The 21,159-nt window shown below is 37.0% G+C and carries 22 protein-coding genes; 13 read left to right on the top strand and 9 right to left on the bottom strand.

Going from position 1 to position 21,159, the window contains the following annotated elements; all coding sequences use genetic code 11:
• The first annotated feature begins 5 nt into the window (after positions 1-5).
• The 6 genes from flgE to flgJ are packed head-to-tail and all read left to right on the top strand — an operon-like array spanning position 6 to position 5,647.
• Positions 6-1,217, top strand: coding sequence for a flagellar hook protein FlgE (gene flgE / locus GYM74_RS11600; RefSeq protein ID WP_220218359.1), 1,212 nt, complete (start codon positions 6-8; stop codon positions 1,215-1,217).
• A 14-nt stretch (positions 1,218-1,231) separates the two neighbouring features.
• Positions 1,232-1,987, top strand: coding sequence for a flagellar basal body rod protein FlgF (locus tag GYM74_RS11595; RefSeq protein WP_220218358.1), 756 nt, complete (start codon positions 1,232-1,234; stop codon positions 1,985-1,987).
• 16 nt (positions 1,988-2,003) lie between these two features.
• Positions 2,004-2,786 (top strand): flagellar basal-body rod protein FlgG, encoded by a 783-nt coding sequence (flgG, locus tag GYM74_RS11590; RefSeq protein ID WP_220218357.1) that lies wholly within the window; start codon positions 2,004-2,006, stop codon positions 2,784-2,786.
• A gap of 21 nt (positions 2,787-2,807) precedes the next feature.
• On the top strand, positions 2,808-3,485 hold the full coding sequence (locus GYM74_RS11585; protein ID WP_255556166.1) for a flagellar basal body L-ring protein FlgH: 678 nt from the start codon (positions 2,808-2,810) through the stop codon (positions 3,483-3,485).
• 11 nt (positions 3,486-3,496) lie between these two features.
• Positions 3,497-4,606 carry a flagellar basal body P-ring protein FlgI gene (locus tag GYM74_RS11580; RefSeq protein WP_220218355.1) on the top strand — a complete coding sequence of 370 codons (1,110 nt, stop codon included), beginning with the start codon at positions 3,497-3,499 and terminating at the stop codon, positions 4,604-4,606.
• Positions 4,607-4,621: 15 nt separating this feature from the next.
• Positions 4,622-5,647, top strand: a complete 1,026-nt coding sequence (gene flgJ, locus GYM74_RS11575; RefSeq protein WP_220218354.1) for a flagellar assembly peptidoglycan hydrolase FlgJ — start codon at positions 4,622-4,624, stop codon at positions 5,645-5,647.
• An 86-nt stretch (positions 5,648-5,733) separates the two neighbouring features.
• On the opposite strand, the gene flgL is transcribed toward flgJ, so the two are convergent.
• The 8 genes from flgL to GYM74_RS11535 all read right to left on the bottom strand — a co-directional run bounded on the left by flgL (position 5,734) and on the right by GYM74_RS11535 (position 13,175).
• On the bottom strand, positions 5,734-6,690 hold the full coding sequence (gene flgL / locus GYM74_RS11570; protein ID WP_220218353.1) for a flagellar hook-associated protein FlgL: 957 nt from the start codon (positions 6,688-6,690) through the stop codon (positions 5,734-5,736).
• Positions 6,691-6,705: 15 nt separating this feature from the next.
• Entirely contained in the window at positions 6,706-8,349 is a 1,644-nt protein-coding gene (flgK, locus tag GYM74_RS11565; protein ID WP_220218352.1) for a flagellar hook-associated protein FlgK, read from the bottom strand.
• 159 nt (positions 8,350-8,508) lie between these two features.
• Positions 8,509-9,393 carry a flagellar motor protein MotB gene (gene motB, locus GYM74_RS11560; protein ID WP_220218351.1) on the bottom strand — a complete coding sequence of 295 codons (885 nt, stop codon included), beginning with the start codon at positions 9,391-9,393 and terminating at the stop codon, positions 8,509-8,511.
• Positions 9,393-10,280, bottom strand: a complete 888-nt coding sequence (gene motA / locus GYM74_RS11555) for a flagellar motor stator protein MotA (RefSeq protein WP_220218350.1) — start codon at positions 10,278-10,280, stop codon at positions 9,393-9,395. The genes motB and motA overlap by 1 nt, the downstream gene beginning before the upstream one ends.
• A 57-nt stretch (positions 10,281-10,337) precedes the next feature.
• Positions 10,338-10,943 carry a flagellar transcriptional regulator FlhC gene (gene flhC / locus GYM74_RS11550; RefSeq protein ID WP_220218349.1) on the bottom strand — a complete coding sequence of 202 codons (606 nt, stop codon included), beginning with the start codon at positions 10,941-10,943 and terminating at the stop codon, positions 10,338-10,340.
• Positions 10,944-10,955: 12 nt separating this feature from the next.
• On the bottom strand, positions 10,956-11,276 hold the full coding sequence (flhD, locus tag GYM74_RS11545; protein ID WP_366915684.1) for a flagellar transcriptional regulator FlhD: 321 nt from the start codon (positions 11,274-11,276) through the stop codon (positions 10,956-10,958).
• 190 nt (positions 11,277-11,466) lie between these two features.
• Entirely contained in the window at positions 11,467-12,183 is a 717-nt protein-coding gene (locus tag GYM74_RS11540; RefSeq protein WP_220218347.1) for an RNA polymerase sigma factor FliA, read from the bottom strand.
• A 179-nt stretch (positions 12,184-12,362) separates the two neighbouring features.
• Positions 12,363-13,175 carry a flagellin gene (locus GYM74_RS11535; protein ID WP_220218346.1) on the bottom strand — a complete coding sequence of 271 codons (813 nt, stop codon included), beginning with the start codon at positions 13,173-13,175 and terminating at the stop codon, positions 12,363-12,365.
• A gap of 325 nt (positions 13,176-13,500) precedes the next feature.
• Between GYM74_RS11535 and fliD the strand changes: the two genes are divergently transcribed.
• The 3 genes from fliD to GYM74_RS11520 are packed head-to-tail and all read left to right on the top strand — an operon-like array spanning position 13,501 to position 15,690.
• Positions 13,501-14,934 (top strand): flagellar filament capping protein FliD, encoded by a 1,434-nt coding sequence (gene fliD, locus GYM74_RS11530; protein ID WP_220218345.1) that lies wholly within the window; start codon positions 13,501-13,503, stop codon positions 14,932-14,934.
• A gap of 14 nt (positions 14,935-14,948) precedes the next feature.
• Complete coding sequence (gene fliS, locus GYM74_RS11525) at positions 14,949-15,329, top strand: flagellar export chaperone FliS (protein ID WP_220218344.1); 381 nt, start codon at positions 14,949-14,951, stop codon at positions 15,327-15,329.
• A gap of 13 nt (positions 15,330-15,342) precedes the next feature.
• Positions 15,343-15,690, top strand: coding sequence for a hypothetical protein (locus tag GYM74_RS11520; protein ID WP_220218343.1), 348 nt, complete (start codon positions 15,343-15,345; stop codon positions 15,688-15,690).
• A 153-nt stretch (positions 15,691-15,843) separates the two neighbouring features.
• Here GYM74_RS11520 and fliE read toward each other — a convergent pair whose 3' ends face one another.
• The gene (fliE, locus tag GYM74_RS11515; protein ID WP_220218342.1) at positions 15,844-16,155 is read right to left on the bottom strand and encodes a flagellar hook-basal body complex protein FliE; all 312 of its coding nucleotides are present in this window, start codon (positions 16,153-16,155) and stop codon (positions 15,844-15,846) included.
• Positions 16,156-16,333: 178 nt separating this feature from the next.
• Between fliE and fliF the strand changes: the two genes are divergently transcribed.
• Genes fliF through fliI form a run of 4 tightly spaced genes read left to right on the top strand, consistent with a single transcriptional unit; the run spans position 16,334 to position 21,158 of the window.
• Positions 16,334-18,040 (top strand): flagellar basal-body MS-ring/collar protein FliF, encoded by a 1,707-nt coding sequence (fliF, locus tag GYM74_RS11510; protein WP_220218341.1) that lies wholly within the window; start codon positions 16,334-16,336, stop codon positions 18,038-18,040.
• The gene (fliG, locus tag GYM74_RS11505; RefSeq protein ID WP_366915682.1) at positions 18,037-19,038 is read left to right on the top strand and encodes a flagellar motor switch protein FliG; all 1,002 of its coding nucleotides are present in this window, start codon (positions 18,037-18,039) and stop codon (positions 19,036-19,038) included. Before fliF ends, fliG begins: the two co-directional genes overlap by 4 nt.
• The gene (locus GYM74_RS11500; protein WP_220218339.1) at positions 19,031-19,795 is read left to right on the top strand and encodes a flagellar assembly protein FliH; all 765 of its coding nucleotides are present in this window, start codon (positions 19,031-19,033) and stop codon (positions 19,793-19,795) included. Before fliG ends, GYM74_RS11500 begins: the two co-directional genes overlap by 8 nt.
• Positions 19,779-21,158, top strand: coding sequence for a flagellar protein export ATPase FliI (fliI, locus tag GYM74_RS11495; protein ID WP_370634012.1), 1,380 nt, complete (start codon positions 19,779-19,781; stop codon positions 21,156-21,158). Before GYM74_RS11500 ends, fliI begins: the two co-directional genes overlap by 17 nt.
• Position 21,159: the final 1 nt, after the last annotated feature.

Below are 21,159 nucleotides of genomic sequence, written 5' to 3'. Positions count from 1 at the left end.
TTCACATGGGATTTTCTCAGGCAATTAGTGGTATGAATGCTGCTTCAAAGCAATTAGATGTAATTGGTAATAATATTGCCAATTCGGCAACAGTCGGTTTTAAAAGCGCCAGTATCTCATTTGCTGATATCTATGCTGGCTCAAAAGTCGGTATGGGCGTAAAAGTTGCAGCAGTTGTGCAAAATTTCAATGACGGCACTACCACAGCGACCAATAACAGTTTAGATGTCGCTATTTCGGGTAATGGATTTTTCCGTTTGGTTGATAGCAGTGGTCAAGTTTACTATACCCGTAATGGGCAATTTCAATTAGATGCTGAAAGAAACATTATCTCTGCTGACGGTTTACAATTAACCGGTTACCTTGCCACCGGCACACCACCTAAAATTCAACAAGGTGCAACCCCAGAGCCTTTAAAAGTGTCACAAGAGATGTTAAATGCTTCGGCAACGACTAAAGCTTCACTACAAACGAATTTAAATTCGAACAGTAAAGTTCCTGAAAAGCAGCCATTAAATGCACTTGATGCTGATACTTTCAATTACTCAACGACAATAACCACTTATGATTCATTAGGTAATCAACGTAATGTTCAGCTGTTTTATGTTAAAACGGCAGATAATCAATGGGATGTGCATTACCTTGACGGTAGTGATCCAACGGCGAGCTTGCAAAAATTAGGTCAAATGGAGTTTGACTCGACCGGTAAATTAATTAGCGATCCGGATATGACCGTTAACCTAAACGGCATTAATGGCTCTGCCGATAACAGTTTTACTTTATCATTTACGAACAGTTCTCAGCAAAATATGGGCAAAGAAGTCGGTAGCATTAAAACCCCGGTTGTTGACGGATACGCCGCAGGCGATTTGGTCGGTTACAGTATCGCTAATGATGGTTCGCTCTTTGGTATTTATTCTAACCAACAAACCATGTTATTAGGTCAAATTGCTATGGCTGATTTTGCTAACGTTAATGGACTTGAGCCAGCAGGCAATAACAATTGGCGTGCAACACTTAATTCGGGTGCTGAAGTTTTAGGTATGGCAAACTCAGGTACGTTAGGTTCACTAATGAGTGGTGCTGTTGAATCGTCAAATGTGGATATGAGCCAAGAGCTGGTTAATATGATTGTTGCACAGCGTAATTATCAATCCAACTCACAAACCATAAAAACGCAAGATCAAATTCTCAACACACTAGTTAACTTGCGTTAATTGAAGGATTAATTATGGATCGCGTTATATATACAGCAATGACAGCTGCCAGCCAGACGCTTAATCAGCAGGCGATTACAACCAATAATCTTGCTAATGTGTCAACGGTTGGTTTTCGTGCTCAATTAGCGGCGATGAAGGCGGTGCCGATTGTGGAAAATGCATTGCCGACCAGAACTATGGTTACCACAACCACGCCAACTTTCGATTCGACTATGGGCGCATTTAACTATACCGGACGTAATTTAGATGTTGCACTTTCTCAAGACCATTGGTTGGCGGTGCAGTTGACTGACGGCAGTGAAGCTTATACCCGTAATGGGGCGATCGAAATTGACGAAAATGGCACGCTCAATATCCAAGGCTACCCATTACTGGGTGATAATGGCGTATTAACTGTGCCTCAACGTTCACAAGTTAGTGTAAGTTCTGACGGCACATTATCAGCATTAGGAGCAGGCGATAAACGTACCACCATTGCTCAGGTAGGCAAGATAAAAAAAGTTCGCCTTGAACCTAGTGAAATAATCCGTGGTGATGACGGTTTCTTTCATGCAACCGAACAAACACGTAATGCGCTTGGCGCTGTTTTGCCGGATAACCCCAATGCAAAACTGATGTCGGGTGTTTTAGAAGGTAGTAATGTCAACCCTGTTACTGCAATGGTGAATTTGATTAGCCATTCACGTCAATTTGAAATGCAAATTAAACAAATTATGACCGCTGATCAAAATGCACAAAGCGCTAATCAAATTTTATCGTTAACTTAATTAAGGAAGGAAAAAAATGATTAAATCATTATGGATAGCTAAAACCGGATTAACCGCTCAGCAAATGAATATGGATATTATTTCTAACAATCTAGCTAACGTTAGCACAGGTGGATTTAAACGGCAAAGAGCGGTCTTTGAAGATTTACTTTATCAAACGCTCCGTCAGCCGGGTGCTCAATCATCTGAGCAAACCACACTACCGTCAGGCTTACAAATTGGTACTGGTGTAAGACCTGTTGCTACCGAACGAATTCACAGCCAAGGTAACTTAGAGTTGACCGATAACAGTAGTGATATTGCAATTAATGGGCAGGGATTTTTTCAAGTTTTAATGCCCGACGGTACGCAAGCCTATACTCGTAGCGGTGCGTTTCAAGTTAATCAAAATGGTCAATTAGTCACGGCTGCTGGTTACGAAATTCAACCGACAATCAATATTCCTTCTAATGCTATAAAAATGACCGTTGGGCGAGACGGTGTTGTGAGTGTAACTTTAGCTAATCAATCAACCCAAGTGCAAGTCGGGCAGTTGACTTTACACACTTTTATTAATGACACTGGACTTGAAAGTGTTGGCGAAAATCTTTATCTGGAAACGGAAAGTTCGGGGGCGCCGACTGAAAATACGCCCGGATTAAATGGTGCTGGGTTGTTATACCAAGGTTATATCGAAACATCAAATGTCAATGTGGCCGAAGAGTTGGTGAATATGATTCAAGTGCAACGTGCTTATGAGATTAACAGCAAAGCGATTTCGGCATCAGACCAAATGTTGCAACGTTTAAATCAACTATAAATGAAGAATATGATCAACGTAATGAAATATTTTTGTATTGTTGTGACATTTTTTTTATTTAGCTGTGCTCAGTTACCTAAAAAGCCGTTAGTTAAAGGCGAAACAAGTATTGTTCCTAAAATGCCAGAAATTGTGAATTCAACCGGTTCAATTTATCAGTCGGCGCAACCAAGCAGTTATGGTTATCAACCGATGTTTGAAGATCGCCGTCCTCGTCATATCGGTGATGTGTTAACGATCGTATTACAAGAAAATGTCAGTGCCAGCAAAAGTTCATCAATTAATGCCGGGCGCAATAGTTCGGTTGCTTTAGGTGTAAAAGCGATACCGCCATTTTTAGATGGACTAATTGGGCGTGGTAAAGTTGATACCGATCTATCCGGTGCTAATGATTTTAAAGGTTCAGGCGGTGCCAATGCGAAAAACACATTTAGTGGCACCATTACCGTTACGGTGCAAGATGTGATGATCAACGGTAATTTAAAAGTCATTGGTGAAAAACAGATAGCAATCAATCAAGGTACAGAGTTTATTCGCTTTTCCGGCGTAGTTAACCCAAGAACAATAAGTGGAAATAACACCGTAATTTCGACGCAAGTTGCCGATGCTCGTATTGAGTATGTAGGTAATGGTTATATTGACGAAGCCCAAACAATGGGCTGGTTACAGCGTCTGTTTTTTAATCTTTCACCATTTTAAAAGGTATCATTATGTTTAACAATTTGCGTATTTTTATCTCTATTGTTTTGATGATGCTATGTTTTGTACCTAACAGCTATGCTGAGCGCATACGGGATTTGGTTACTATTCAAGGTGTCAGAGAAAATGCCTTAGTCGGTTATGGTATTGTGGTCGGATTAGACGGCACTGGCGACCAAACTTCACAAACCCCTTTTACGATTCAAAGCATTACCAATATGCTCTCCCAGTTGGGCATCACTGTACCGTCTGGCAGTAATATGCAACTAAAAAACGTTGCTGCTGTAATGGTGACAGCGAAATTACCTTCCTACTCTCGAGTAGGGCAGCAAATTGATGTGGTGGTCTCATCACTTGGCAACGCCAAAAGTTTGCGTGGCGGGACATTAATTATGACGCCGCTAAAAGGGGCAGATAATCAGGTATATGCTATTGCGCAAGGCAATCTCTTTGTTGGTGGAATGGGGGCGAGTAGTAAAAGTAGTAGTGTGAGTATCAATCAAATGGTTGGTGCGACAATTCCCAATGGCGCGACAATTGAACGAGAACTAGCAATTCGATTAGACGAGCAAAGTGTTATTCATTTGCACCTTAATCAATTTGATTTCACCCGAGCATTAAAAATCGCTGATGCCATAAACAAGGTTCAAAAAAACAGTGCTGTAGCTTTAGACGGCATAACAGTTAGCCTAACCATGCCAAAAGAGAGCGCAGCCCGAGTGAAATTTTTATCGCGAGTTCAGAATTTAGAAGTTGGATCGACGCCGGTTTCGGCTAAAGTGGTTATCAATACTCGCACCGGTGTTGTTGTCATGAATCAAAAAGTACAGTTAGATAATTGCGCTGTGGCACATGGTAATTTATCTGTTGTGGTCAATAATAAATTAAAAGTAAGCCAACCCGACACACCATTAGCTGGCGGAGAAACGGTGGTAACACCGGATGATCAGGTCAGTGTTATGCAAGAAGGCGGCGCTTTACATAACGTTGCATCAGGCACTGATTTAAATCGTGTCATTAATTCACTTAACCTTTTAGGTGCCAATCCGACCGAATTGATGTCGATACTTGAAGCATTAAAAACAGCAGGGTGTTTACATGCATCATTGGAAACTATTTAATCAAGAAACGATACAATGAAACATTTAATTAGTCAGCCTATCAACCGGTTTGCTTATGATTTTTCGGGACTTAATCAATTAAAACGAAATGCAGCGACCGGAGCAACAGATAGCGTTAAACAAGTTGCGCAGCAATTTGAATCACTATTCATTAATATGATGATGCAATCGATGCGTAAAGCGGTACCGGAAGGTGGTCTTTTTGACCGTTCTACCAGTCAGTTGTTTACCTCAATGTTTGATCAACAAATAGCGCAGCAAGCAGCAGGTAAAGGATTTGGTTTGGCTAATGTTATCGCTAAGCAATTAACCCAATCCCAACCAACTTCAGGGAACATAAAACCGCAGTTTAATGGCAATAATTCGCAGCCTAATTTGCAATTAGCTAAATCATTATTTAGTGACAACAAAGCAGCGGTATCTGCTCAAGCGATTGGGCAGATGCTCTATCATAACCACAAAGCAAATAGTGCTGCGAAAGCAACAACTAATGCGTTAGTTTTCAAAAATGAACAAACTAATAGTGAAAAAGATTACGTCACAGAGTTTATCATTGAGTGGCTAGAGCCAGCAAAACAGGCATCAAAGGCATCGGGTATTCCTTATGAAGTAATTATTGCACAAGCAGCATTAGAAACGGGTTGGGGTCAAAAACAGATCAAAACGACAGATAACAATGTGAGTCATAATTATTTTGGTATCAAAGCGACGGCCTCATGGCAAGGGGAGTCTACCCGATTAACCACACAAGAGTTTGTGAACAATAAGATGATCAAAATTCAAGATGATTTTAAAGTTTACCAAAGTAAGCAACATGCTTTAACTGATTATCTTAATCTTTTAACTAAAAGCCCACGCTATCGTGCTGTAGCTATTGCTCCGGATGCGAGAGCGGCCGCTAAAGCGCTACAAGCGGCACAATATGCAACCGATCCTAATTATAGTGATAAGCTGATTCAAATTATTAGTCGAGTCGAACAAATAGCCAAAGATAACCCGTCTACTAATGTTGCCGGTTTTAGGCAAATTGCCTTTAATTAAACTATTTAATTGGGGATAACCCAAAACATTTTGCAGTCATAAAAAAGGAGGTGTAAACCTCCTGAAAGTGTTGTTAGATTAATCAATTATTTCATTTGAAATAGTGACATGTTTTGCATGTTCATAAAAGTATATTGCGCTGCTTGTAAATTCGCTTGTAACATGACATAGTCTGAAATAGCATCATACCAGTCAACATCTTCAATTTCGCTAATTTGCGTTTGAAAATCAATATCGAGGGTTTTGCCGAGTGCTGATAACCTTTCAACTTCAGCTAAAACCGTACCGCCTGCGGCACGAAGGGTTGATATGTTATCAAACGAATTATCGATACCGGCACTTGCTTTTGATAACCCGTCTCTGAATTGTTCAATGGCCTTTTCATCATTACCGTCTAACTCGATATTAAGTGCGGCAATGGCATAATCAAGACTAGCAAAAATATCGCTTTCAGCAGGTGTGCCGTCTGGCTGAGTAATGTTTGCGCCTGTCATAAAGGCTTGTAATCCGGTAAAGCTCAGTGATACTTCACGGGTATCATCAATAAAAATATTAATTGGCGTTGTGCCACCGACATAGTTAACTTTGCCTGATTCATCAACCACAAATGGTGGCGTATCGTTTTTATTTCCGGCAAATAGATAATTACCATTGGTATCTTTTGCATTCGCTAATGAAAGCAATTGATCTTTAAGTCCTTGTAACTTATTTGCTAAATCTTGTCGGTTTTCATCGTTTAGTGTTTCGTTACCGGCATAAACTAATGTTTCTTGAATTGATTGGATAACCGTGTTGGCTTCTTTCAATATGGTGTCTTGACGACTTAATGATTTATCAGCACTTTCACGAGCAGCTTGAAACTGATCATTTCTTGATTGTGCTTGTTTAAGTATCAATGCTTGCGAAGCGCCCATAGGGTCATCAGAAGGGGATAAGATCTTTTTGCCCGTTGCTAAATGTAAGCCCGATTTTTGCCATTTATTGTTGGTATTTAAAATACTATTTAGATTTTTTTGATACATTGAATTAGTGCTGAGGCGCATTTTTAAATCCTTTCATTATTTGGCTAAACCTAATATCGTGTCGAATATTGTTGTTGCAGCATCAATCACTTTAGCATTAGCTTGGTAATACTGCATATATACCTGCATAGAGATATATTCTTCTTCAATATTAACCCCGGATATTGATTGGTTTTGTTCGTAAATTTGTTGCGTAATATTTTGGCTCGATTGTGCCGAAATTTTTGCTGTATGCGTTTCACTACCAATGTAACTGACTAATGAAGTATAAGCGCTATTTAACGTTTTTGTACCGTTAATTAATTTTTCATTTTGTATTTCTAAAAATTTAGCTACATTACGGTTATCCCCTGAACCATTTTCATCATCAGCAATACCGGTAGCTAATTTATTCACATCTTTAACTAATAACTGTAATGAAGACGCTATGTCGGCAACGGGTTTAAGCATAAATGAGTCGCCGCTAATAGCATTACCGGTTATTTCAATCGATAATCCATCAAAGATTAATTTGCCTTCTTCAAGTTGCGGTGTGATTTGCGTGTTGTCTGATAATCTGGTTACTACCCAATCGGAACCGTTATATTCAATCTTATAATCTGACGCTTTTACATCATTAACCGATTGATAATCGATGTTAACTGAGGCATTGCCTTGATTTTTGGTGTTAGCTATCAAACTTGGTTTCTGGTAGTCCAACAGTTTTTCACCTTGGTCACCATTGATATCGACACCTGACATCTGTACTTGATTAAAACGTTCCGACAAATTTAATGCAATCAATCCTAATTGATTGCGAGATTCGGAGAGTGGTCCATCACGAAAAGCTAATAATCCATTAATTCTGCCTGATGCGATATTTTGACTGCTCAGTTCTTGAGTCGCACCAGAATTATGCGTGTAAACAATTGCATTCAAAGACGGGTCATCTTTAGACGGTTGCACTGATAAGGTGTTAACCGTTGATCCTTGTACTAAATTTAACCCGTTCGCTAATGAAATGTTATATTGTCCGTTTTGTTCTGTAACATTGATACCAACAATTTCACTTAATTCGTTGACAAGCTGATCACGTTCATCAAGCAAGGCATTGGGTTCGTTCCCGCCACTGACTGCTTGAAGCTTTGATATTTTTTGATTAAGTTCAGCAATTTGTTTGGTATAAGCGTTGATTTGATCAACATTATTACTTAATTCAGTATTAATATTGGCGATCTGATTTTTCAAGCTCATTTCAGTTTTATTAAACTGGCTAACTAATGAAGTCAGATTGCTTATCACAGTTTGTTTGGATGATGCATCACCGGCATTGGTGGTGAGTTTATTTAAACTGGCAAATAAATTATTAAGTTGGGATGAAATACTGTTATCGTTTTCTGCCAATAAATTATCCACTTTCGACAATTCATTGTAATAAGCCTTAATCGATCCATTTTGTGATTGAGATTGCCTAAGCTGACCCACAACAAACTGATTAAAAGCTCGATTAACCGAATTAACCGACACACCATTTCCGACAAAACCAAAATTATATTTAGAGCTATTTGCTTGCTGTAAAATTTGTTGTTGACGATTATAACCAGTGGTATGCGCATTACTTATATTATTGCTAATAACATTAAGCATATTTTGTGCTGCATTTAATCCACTAATACCGGTATTCATCAATGAATTTGACATAAAAGCTCCTAAATAAATTTTCAGTTTATAATCTTATTATTAAACTAAAGTGTTATTTTCTATATCGGCTGAAATTGCTAAAACTTTAATTATTTTTTTATAAAATCTTTCTAGAAATGGTATTTCTATTAATCACCAACTTTACTTATTTTTGCTAAATTATTCTGATTGAACAGGTTGTTGTGCTTGTTTTAAAAAATCGAAGCCAGTCATATTGTTTTCATCTTCAATATATTGTTGTGCGGCTTTATTTAAAATTAAAATACTAATTCGGCGGTTGGCATCTTTGCTGTAGTTCGGCTTATTTAAACCGACGGTATCGGCTAATCCAATAATACGTATAATTTTATTCGAATCTAACCCTCCGGCAATAAGCTCTCTTCTTGATGCATTGGCTCTGTCTGCTGATAACTCCCAGTTGCTATAACCACGATCACCTGTAATATATTGGCGTTCATCGGTATGACCTGACAGGGTAATTTTATTGGGTAGTGAGTTTATAATTGGTGCTAATGCATGTAAGATTTCTTGCATATTGGGGTGGATAACTGCACTGCCTACATCAAACATTGGTTTATCATTTGACGCTAAAATTTGAATTCTTAAACCCATTTCGGTTATTTCGACAATTAAGTTAGCAGATAAATTTTTTAGCCTTGGATCTAATTCAAATACTTCGTATATTTTACGAGCAGCCTCGATTAACTGTATTTTTTCGAGTTGTTTTGCACTTAAATCGGCATCAGGCGTCTTTTTTTCTTCGCCTAATGTTTTAGTAATATCATCACCGCCACCAGGAATCGGGCTTTCACTGTCACTGAGATTTTTTCCGCCGTTTTGGCCTAAAATAAGTGGTGTTCTGAAATATTCGGCAATACCTTGTAATTCTTGTGGCGTAGATTTAGCAATTAACCACATCACTAAAAATAGAGCCATCATGGCTGTCATAAAGTCAGCATAAGCGATTTTCCATGAACCGCCGTGATGTCCTCCCCCATGCCCCGATTTTTTAGCAATAATTATTCTTACTGACTTATCTTTCATTATTCTTTACTTTCTGTTTGGTTAGTATTTTGATCTTTCACTTCTTGAATATATTTTTCTAACTCAAAGAAAGATGGGCGTTCATGTGAGAAAATGGTTTTGCGACCAAATTCGATACATATTTGTGGGGCATAATCATGCATGCTGGCAATCAGTATCACTTTTGTACACTCTAATATTTTTAGATTATCAGCATTTTTTTGTTTTAAAAGCGCAGCTAATGGTGATACAAACCCATAAGCAAGCAATATTCCTAAAAATGTTCCAACCATTGCATGAGCAATGAGCTCACCTAATTCACTAGCCGGTCTATCCGCTTGAGCTAAAGTATTAATTACCCCCATGACAGCGGCAACAATACCAAAGGCTGGCAATCCATCACCGACGCTTGAAATGGCATCGACCGGTTTTTCCAGCTCATGTTGATAGGTTTCGATCTCTTCATTCATTAATGCTTCGATTTCGTACACTTCCATATTACCGCTAATCATTAAACGCAAATAATCAGTGATAAAATCGCAGATCTGTGGATTGGCTAAAATTAGTGGGTATTTTTTAAATAACTCACTCTCTTTTGGATTATCTATATCGGCTTCAATGGATAAACCGCCATTTTGGCGAATTTTCGTTAAAACGGTGTACATTAAATTAATTAATGTTAAATAAAGCGTTTTATTATATTTGGAGGTTTTAAATAATTGCCCTAACGACTTGAGCGTAGCTTTTATTGCTTTTTTTTCATTACTGACAATAAATGCCCCTACAGCAGTTCCACCAATGATAAGAAATTCTAATGGTTGAAAAAGTACTGCTAAATACCCTCCACTTAGCACATAGCCCGCTAAGGCCGAAGCTATAACCACAATATATCCTATAATTATTAGCATTATTTTTCCTTTTTCTCCATTAGACAGTCGTTAATAAGTTTGATTTTTTTTATTGATTTAAACGGTTATATATTTTGCAATCGCTGAATCAAAACTCTTAGGTACTGATAGCACTTGCAGGCATTTGGCATGGTTATCTTTGTGAGTTTTGTTGTTCTTTTCTGCTCTTGAAGGTGGTTGACATAAACTACAAATAAACGTGTTACTCGGCTGGTAAGCATGAGTAATAAATCGACCTTTGCACTCTTTACAACATGATTGTTGCATAACATTGCTTTCAACAAATTTGACTAAAATCCAAGCTCTGGTCAACCCTAAAACAGGCTCTTCATCATGAGATGAAGGACATTGTTCTAAGTAAAGTTGATAGGCTTTTAAAATTGATTGAATACCCGGCTTGCAACCATGTTTTACTAAAAAGTGATAAGCATTATAAAAAATGCTTGAATGAATATTCGGTTCCCAAGTCATAAACCATGTAGTTGAAAAAGGTAATAATCCCTTAGGCGGGGGGCATCCTTGAATTTCTTTGTATAATTTAATCAGTTTTCCACGGCTTAAATTTGTTTCACTTTCTAACATTTGAATTCTGGCGCCAAGCGAAATTAAACGAATAGCTAACTGAACTTCTTTGTATTTTTGAACAATACTTGTGCTGCTCATCTTAATCCCTACCTATTTATTGATTGAGTCTAAGAGTAAGCTCGATAAAAGAATTCCAGTATGCATCTGTTTAATATCACCAACACGAGACTCTTGTGTTAATGTTTCCATCATTTCAGAATTTTCGAAGCGTAGCTGAAAAGCCAATTGATTTGTTTCTGATAAAACCAGCATTTGTGACGCACTTAAATTACTTAAAATGTCTGCTGTTTTTTCATCTATTCCTAATCGATACATTGCCATTATTTTATCTTTTTCAAGCATTCGCTGACTTAACAACAGTGTTGAAAGATTTAAATGATGTATACATTTAAGAATATCGTCATCTAGTATGTTTCCCAATTTAATCACCAATCCATATCTGCTTGCGTTCGCAGTAAAAAACGCAAAATTAATAAAAAAACGCTTAATTTCTTTTTTTATCGTCAAAATTACATTTTTAAACGCAAAACGTCAATAAAAAAATGATTTCAATTTATTTTCGATTAATTTCGCTTGGTATTACTTTTTTTATGCTTATTTTTTATATATTGACTTTACTTTGTATTCTTTTTATTGCCTGACTATGCAATTGACTCACCCTTGATTCACTAATATCGAGCACTTTACCTATCTCTTTTAAATTTAGTTCTTCTTGGTAATAAAGTGCTAAAACCATTTTTTCCTTTTCGGGTAAGTTTTCAATTTGTTGAATAACAATATGGCGAATTTCTTCATCTATAATAGATAAAAAAGGGTTATTATCTTCATTTTGCTCAATAATAAAATCGACGTTATCGCCCAATTTTTTTTGAATTTCATCATACGAGCATATTTGACTATAATTTGAATCTAATAATATTTTTCGGTATTCGGTTAAAGATAGCTGTAAATATTCGGCAATTTGTTGATCATTAGGTGCAACACCTAGGCGCTGTTCTAATTCATTTATTGCACTTGTCACATCTTTAATTTTTTTTCGAGTTTGTCTTGGTAACCAGTCTCGGTTACGTAACTCATCAAGCATAGCCCCTTTTATTCTTGGGATTGCAAAAGTGGTAAAGGTATTGCCTTGTGAGGCATCATAACGTTTTATCGTGTCTAACAAACCGATATAACCAACTTGTAACAAATCATCAAGCTCTATTGTTGCCGGTAATCGAACCGCTAATTTAAGTGCTTCATTTCGGACTAAATAGATATATTGTTGCCAATCAATTTGATTCACTACACCTTGTGAGTTATACAGGCAATCACTCATATTTTGAACCAATGTTAAAAAATGCAAAATAGTATTATGACGACAATTAGATTATTTAATGGCAAGAATAAGATATTAAAAAATAGGTAATTACCATAATTAGCAATAATGATATTAAGAAATATCATTATTGCTAAGGTACAAAATTAGAGTGGGCAATTAATTCTAATGATGTGTGATTATTGTAATAAAGAAAGTACAGATTGTGGTACTTGGTTAGCTTGTGCTAAAACAGATGTACCGGCTTGTTGTAAAATTTGACCACGAGTCATATTTGATACTTCAGTTGCGTAGTCAGCATCTTCAATTCGGCTACGAGCAGAACTTAAGTTATTAACGGTATTGTTGATGTTGTTAACAGTTGATTCAAAACGGTTTTGTACCGCACCTAGCTCACCACGTAATCCGTCAATTTTTGATAAAGCTGCATCAAGTGTTTTTAAAGGATCAGCTGTTGGGCTTGAAGAAACGTTGAATGAAGCCAGACCAAGTTCAGTACTGTCGATTTTTTTCAAATTGATTTCAATAGTTTCGCCGTCATTTGCACCTACTTGAATTTTAAGTGTTTTATCTGCTGATAATACTTTAGAACCATTGAAATCAGTTTGTTTAGATACACGGTCAATCTCTTCTAAACGTTGATCGATTTCGTTTTGGATTGACTCTAAATCGCTTTGAGAGTTAGTGCCGTTTGCTGCTTGAACAGTTAGTTCACGGATACGTTGAACGTTGTTGTTAATTTCGTTTAATGCACCTTCAGTTGTTTGCGCTAAAGAGATACCGTCGTTAGCATTACGAGCTGCTTGAGTTAATCCTTTGATGTTTGAAGAAAAACGGTTAGCAATAGCTTGACCTGCCGCATCATCTTTAGCACTGTTAATACGCATGCCTGAAGAAAGACGCTCAATAGCTGTACCAAGAACGCTTTGAGAATTATTAAGATTATTTTTTGCCATTAAAGACATAGTATTAGTATTAATTACTTGAGCCATTTTTATCTCCTTAAATATGATTAGTAAAATCAACGATATATTGAAATAATCTTCAATATCCTTGCTGATAGTTAATGTATCGGTAGTAAAAAAAGAAACTTTAATTTTTTTAATTATTAAGTTGTCGAAGTGAGCAAGTTAATTAGAATGTTCGATTTATATGTTGATATTAATCATAATGTTATGATTGGTTTTCTAATTTTATTTAATTAAAAATAATAATGTCCTTATGTGCCTATAATAAAGATCATTGTAAATCGTTAAACTTTTTGCTCAATTGGCCGATATACAAAATATTGAATAAAGACAAAAGATGGGTTTAGTTATGTCAATGAGTATTTTGGGAATAGGTTCAGGCATTGACCTTAATGAAGTTTTAAATCAGTTAGAAGCAGTTGAAAAAGCACGTTTAACCCCTATTGCTGCTCAACAAAAGGCGATTAATGCCAAAATTAGTGGTTTTGGTAAATTAAAAAGTGCATTAACAACTTTTAATACTGCCACTCAAAAGCTTCAAAATAAAGAACTCTTTAATAGCCGAACAGCAACCGGTAATGACAATTTCTTTACCACTAATGTAAATAGCAAAGCTATCTTAGGCAACTATGCAGTTAGTGTTGACCAATTAGCCACCGCTCATAGTGTGTCAACAACGGCAGTTAATGATAAAAATAGTGCTTTAGGTAACGGCAATCAAACACGAACAGTTACCATTGAACAAGCAAATGGCAAAAGCCTGAGTGTTACTTTAAATAATGATGAAACATCGCTTGAGTCAATTGCTAATGCCATTAATCAAGCCAAAGTAACTAATGAGGACGGTAGCCAAACTGACTCAACCATGAATGCTTCAGTGGTACGTTCGGGAACAGGTAGCTATCAATTGGTTATTACCTCAAAAGAGACAGGTGAACAGCAGACAATTACCTCGATTTCATCTGATGATGAAGTATTAAATAATACTATTGGATTTGACATTAATCAGCCTGAAGCGTCAAGCATGACACAAGTTGCAAAGGCGCAAGATGCGAAATTTACCTTTAATGGTGTTGCCATTACCAGTGCTTCAAATACGGTTAAAGAAGTTGTTGCTGGTGTGGATATCACGTTAAAGGCGACCACAACAACCAGTCAAACGTTAGCTATCACCGCCGATAATGAAAAAGCGCAAGAGGCAATTAAACAATGGGTTGAGGCATTTAACCAATTACAATCCACCATTTCAACTTTGACGCAGTTTACGGCTAAAGACGGAAATTCAAGCGAATTAAACAATACAAATGGCCCACTTATTGGTGACTCGACATTGCGTAATATTGATCAAAGTATCCGCTCAATATTTGCAAAAGGACAATCGGGCGAATTTTCTGTTTTAGCTCAAATTGGCATTAATATGGATAATAGTGGCACTTTAACCATTAATCAAAATCAACTACAGAAAGTACTCAATGAAAATAGTGACGCAGTGGCGGGCTTATTTATTGGTGATGGTGAAACAACCGGTATTGCCAATGAAGTTTTCGCTAAAGTAAGTAGTTTTATTGATAGTGATGGGATGATTGATTCTGCCACTAATGGTTTAAATTCAACATTAAAATCATTGGATAAACGCTATGAACAGGTCAATAATTCAATAGAACAAACAGTTGAGCGTTATCGAGTTCAATTTACAAAATTAGATGTATTAATCAGCTCTTTAGATAGCATGAGTAACTATTTGACCACACAATTTGAAATGATGGCAAATTTGAAAAAATAAAGTAAGGAATAAAGATGTATAAAGTTGGCTCTCAAGCATATCAGCAAGTTAATTTAGAAACCTGTGTTAGTCAAGCCTCACCTCATCAACTAATCGTTTTATTATTTGATGGGGCACTTAATGCCATAAAGTTAGCTAACTTATATATCCAAAAAGGCGACATTGCCGGTAAAGGTAAAGCGATATCCAAAGCGATTAATATTGTCGATAATGGTCTTAAAAGCGCTTTAGATCTTGAACAAGGTGGTGAAATTGCCGAAAACTTAGATCGTTTATATCACTATATCAGTCAACAATTAGTTTTAGCCAATCTACATAATAGCCAAGATAAGCTACAAACTTGTTATGATTTGTTAAACAACATTGCTGATGCTTGGCGTGAGATTGCAAAATAAAAAGGAATTTATTGTGAACACTACTGCATTATTAGAAAAATATGAACAGTTTAATTATGTCATTGAACAGATGTTAATTAATGCGCGTAATAATGATTGGGAATTATTATTAAGTTGGCAACCAAAATATGTTCAACTAGCCAAACGTATTATGTTCAACGAAGATTTAACTGAAATTGATAAAATACCGCAACAACATCAAGATATGGTGAAAATGTACGTTAAAAATATATTTAGCTATCAACAACAATTAACTCAACTGGTTATCACTCGCCATACTCAGCTCAAAGAGTTGATTGGTGAACAGGTTGATTATCAAAATAAAATAAGTCGTTATCAAGAAATTGCCAGCTTAATGTAAGTCGGGCAATAGCGTTGATAAAATCCTACCACTAAACTGTTGAAGCTGATTTTTGCTTATTAGCTGCTGCGATTAGCAATAAATTGGCTTTTACATCAAATCAGCAAATACCTAAAAAACAAAAAGTTAATTATTGATAATAAACATCAATAATTAAACATTCATATTCATTATCTCTTGATATGCCGAAACCAGTTTATTACGAACTTGAATACCAAATTGTAACGATACTGAGGATTTTTGGAGATTGACCATAACTTCATTCAATGAAATATTGGGCTCTCCCATTTCGAAAGCTTTGGCTTGATTATTTGCCAAAATTTGTGCATCACTAATTTTGTTTAAAGCTAAATTTAAATGCGCAGCAAAACTTTGATTATCTGACAAAGGTTGTTTCGAGAAGGTATTGGTTGCTGGTGATAATGCTATTAGCTGAGGAGGATTAAATGTATTGATTGTATTCATTGATAGGCAAAGTACTTTTGTTGAGCTTAATTGACGTGGTAATGAAATTATCATATTGCTAAAAATTTAAAAGGGATAACTAAGGGGAAAAGGGTCGGCTTTTTTAGCTATTGAATTTTCTAAATAGACTGATAATAGAGCATAGAATTAATCTGATCAGTTTAGAATTAGGATATTTATGGATAGCCAGACTGTTGGTAATAAAGGCAAGTCTTTATTTAATAAGTTACCTTTTATCAATCAATTCAAACAAAATCGTAAAATGCTATTGCTTATCATTGGGGTAGTGATAGTGGCAATAAGTAGTATCGCCTATTTATGGCTTAAAGATGATAATTATGGGGTTTTGTTTAGCAATCTAAATGATAAAGATGGCGGTGAAATCATTAGCCAACTTGATAAAATGAATATCCCTTATCAATTTTCATCATCTGGCTCAACCATATTAATACCTGAAGATAAAATTTATCAGACCCGTTTACGTATTGCTCAGCAAGGACTGCCAAAAGGTGGGGCAGTTGGATTTGAATTGCTCGACAAAGAAAGTTTTGGGATGAGCCAATTTAATGAGCAGATTAATTATCAACGAGCGTTAGAAGGCGAGCTATCAAGAACGATTTCAATTATCAGCAGTGTTGATGATGCTAGAGTCCATTTAGCTATGCCTAAACCTTCATTATTTGTCAGAGAACGAAAATTCCCGTCAGCATCGGTTGCTCTCACTTTATTACCCGGACGAAGTTTATCACAAGGTCAAATTGATGCCATTATTCATTTAATTTCAAGTAGTGTACCTGAATTACAAGCGGATAAAGTCACGATTATTGATCAGCGTGGTCATTTATTAACGGGTGAAAAATACCGTGACAGTAATGTTAATGTTGCACAGTTGGAATTTAGTGAACGAATCGAAACCGGTATTCGTGAGCGGGTAGAAAAAATTATTATTCCTATCTTAGGTAAATCAAATGTCATGGTACAGGTTAATGCGGAAGTCGATTTTAGTCGTCAAGAATCCACATCAGAAACCTTTGACCCTAATAGTGATATGGCTAATCAAACTGTTCGCAGTAAGCAACAAGTAGAAAATCGGCAATTAGCTGCTAACAGTGGTATTGGTGGTGTGCCGGGTGCTTTATCTAATCAGCCGGTACCTAATTCAAGCGCCCCTATTGATGAACAAAGTGATAAAGAAGATAAAAACAATAAACAACAAAACTACAACTTACAAACCAATAATACATTGAACTTTGAAGTTAATCGTCAAGTTGTTCACAGCAAAATACCGGAAGGACGCATTAAACGTTTATCGGTTGCTGTTTTGGTCAATTATAAGTTTGTCAATACAGAGCAAATTGAAAAAACGGATGACAAGCAAGATGACAGCGCAAAAGAAGCGACAGAGCAGTGGGTAAAGCTAGATAAAGATGAACTTGCCAATATAGAAGCATTAGCTCGTCAAGCTATGGGCTTTTCTGATCTACGAGGCGATAGTCTGACCGTGGCCAATCTAAAATTTACCGATCAGGTTGATGATGATAATCAAACCTTTGCTTTTTTAAATTCGTATGAATTTTATGATTTGCTCAAAATGGGCATTAAATATCTGATTTATATTTTAATTGCATGGTTTGCGTGGAAGAAAATGTTACGTTCATTATGGATAAAATTACAGCGACAGTTATTGCATTCGACTAATCAATCTTCTGATGCTTCATCAAGTGGAGAAGAGAAATTAGATTACAAAGCACACAGTAAACAACAACAGAAAATCTTTGAAGATAACATGCAGCAGCAACAATATATTCGTAAGATTGTCGAGAAAGATCCTCGTGTAATGGCGTTAATTATACGTGGTTGGTTAAATAATGAGGGCTCCGAATAATGACCTTAAGTCAATCCCAAAAAGCAGCGACAGTTTTAATGGTGTTGGGTGAGGATCTTGCCTCTCAGGTTATGCAGTACCTCAGCCCAAAAGAAGTACAACAAATTAGTAGCGCAATGATGTCTTTGCCACAATTTTCGCAAGATCAATTAAAAGGCATACTTAATGAGTGTCAAGTCACACTTGAAGAGTGTGCGGTATTAAATACCGATACCAACGGCTATTTGCGTTCAATACTCGAAAAATCGATTGGTAGTGAAAAAGCCGGCCGATTACTTGATGAATTGTTGAAAACAGACCGTGAGGAAGCAACAGACGGGCTTGAAATGCTTAATTTTGTTGATGCAGCACGGGCAGTTGATTTGGTGAAAAAAGAGCACCCACAAATTATTGCAACCATATTAGTTCATCTCAATCGTGATTTAGCCGCTGAAATATTAAATCTATTTGATGATGAGTTGCGTAATGATGTGATGTTACGTATTGCAACCTTTGGTGGTGTTGAACCTTCAGCATTACAAGTCCTGTCTACTTCGTTATCAACCTTACTACACGGACAAAATATTAAATTGAACAATCTTGGTGGTATCCGCACTGCGGCTGAAATCATTAACTTGATGAAATCACAGCAAGAAGAGCTGGTTATCAACGCATTGCGTGATTATGACGGTGAGCTTGCACAGAAAATTATTGACGAAATGTTCTTATTTGAAAATCTGGTTGAAGTTGATGATAGAAGTATCCAACGTTTACTCAAAGAAGTTGATAACGAGACATTAATTATTGCATTAAAAGGCGCATCACTCTCATTACGTGAAAAATTATTAAGTAATATGTCGCAACGTGCTGCATCTATCTTGCGTGAAGATTTAGAAAATCGACCGCCTGTTAGATTGTCACAAGTTGAAACTGAACAGAAGAAAATTTTGGTTATTGCACGTAGGTTAGCTGAAACCGGTGAAATGATCTTAAGTAGTGGTGATGATGAATATGTCTAATCATTCAAATGCGATAAGTTGGCAACCGCTAAATTTTCAAGATTTATCCGCATCAGAATTATCACAATTAACAAAACCAATACACGAGTTAGACATTGTCGAACTGGACTCGCTTGCAGAAGTTGAAGCTGAGCCGGCTGTTATGCAAGTCGATCCGCTGGAAATTGAGCGAGAGTTGGAAAATATTAGGCAGCAAACCAAAGAACAAGCTTATCAAGAAGGATTTAATTTAGGCAAACAAGAGGGGATTAACGTTGGTCATCAAGCCGGTTATGAGCAAGGTTATCAACTTGGTCAACAAGAAGGGCGAGCCCAAATTGAGGAGCAGCTTAATGATGAAAAATTAAATGCTGTTAAATCAATTAGCAATTTAGTAACCAATTTTCAGCAAGCTATCGATGATATTGATGCACTAATCGTACCTAAATTATTTGATTTGGCCTTAGTTGCTGCCGAAAAAACAGTTGGCTCTATCACCAAAGTGCGGCAAAAACAATTAATGCAGACAATTAAAGCGCTAGTTCAAGAGTGTTCAATGTTATCCAAACCGCTGTCATTGCATCTTAATCCGAGTGATTTGCAATGGCTAGAGCCTCTGTTGAATGAGCAAATTAATCAAAATGAATGGCAAATTGTTCCAGATGCCAGCATTGAGCCGGGTGGGTGCAAGGTATTTACTGATACCAATGAAATTGATGCATGTATTGCCGAACAATGGCAAATAATGTCTGAATGTATACATGGGGATAAGCAATAGCGTGGCGTTTGGTTCTCAATGGATGGCTAAGATTGATCGGGCAACAACGCAACTGCAATCTTTATCTTTGATTCGGCAATATGGGCGATTAGTTAAAGCATCCGGATTAGTCTTAGAAGCGGTCGGATTAAAACTACCGTTAGGCTCAAACTGCTTTGTAGAGCGACAAACGCATGGAAAAATTGAAGCGGTTGAGTGTGAGGTTGTTGGTTTCAATGAGCAAACACTATATTTAATGCCTTTTGAATCAACTGACGGTATTTTGCTTGGTGCCAGAGTATATACCTCCCAATACGATTTAGCCCATTTTAGTCATAAAGTTTTGCCAATTGGTATGGGCTTATTAGGGCGAGTGGTTGATGCAATGGGTAAACCACTTGACGGAAAACCGTTGTCAGAACATATCGAATATGAAGGATTAGCCAGTAAATCACTCAATCCACTACAACGCACGCCTATTAGTCAGGTGTTAGATGTTGGCATTAGAGCTATTAATGCTTTACTTACTGTTGGTCAAGGACAACGGATGGGATTATTTGCCGGTTCCGGTGTGGGTAAAAGTGTATTACTGGGCATGATGGCTCGTTATACAAAGGCCGATATTATTGTTGTAGGATTAATTGGCGAACGTGGACGAGAAGTTAAAGATTTTATTGAAAATATCCTTGGTGAAGAAGGACTTACCCGATCAGTTGTGGTCGCCGCTCCTGCTGATGTTTCGCCTTTACTGCGCTTACAAGGTGCAACCTACGCCACCAAAATTGCCGAAAACTTTCGAGAACAAGGATTCAATGTGTTACTCATCATGGATTCTTTAACCCGTTATGCCATGGCGCAACGAGAAATCGCTTTGGCAATTGGTGAACCGCCTGCTACTAAAGGGTATCCACCGTCCGTCTTTGCCAAACTACCGGCCTTAGTTGAGCGAGCGGGTAATGATGCGCAAGGTAAAGGTGCAATTACCGCTTTTTATACGGTATTAACAGAAGGCGATGATCAGCAAGACCCAATTGCCGATTCGGCAAGAGCAATTTTAGATGGTCATATTGTATTGTCACGCCAGCTTGCAGAATCAGGGCATTACCCTGCTATTGACATAGAAGCGTCGATCAGCCGTGTAATGACCGATTTGACTGCACCGGAAGATGAACGAAAATCACGTTTATTTAAACAACTTTTTTCCAGCTTTCAGCGTAATCGTGATTTGATTAATGTGGGGGCTTATGTATCGGGCACCGATCGATTATTAGATCAAGCAATCAAGTTGTTTCCGGCGATGCAGCATTTTTTACAACAAGGGATTGATGAGCATTGTAGTTATCAAGAAGCTTATCAGCAGTTGTTAAGTATAGTTGGTTCTTAAG

Origin of the sequence: Gilliamella sp. ESL0405, assembly GCF_019469205.1 — a bacterium.
Taxonomy (GTDB): Bacteria; Pseudomonadota; Gammaproteobacteria; order Enterobacterales; family Orbaceae; genus Gilliamella.
Note: the sequence above shows the minus strand (reverse complement) of the source record. Positions and strands in the feature narration are given on the sequence as shown.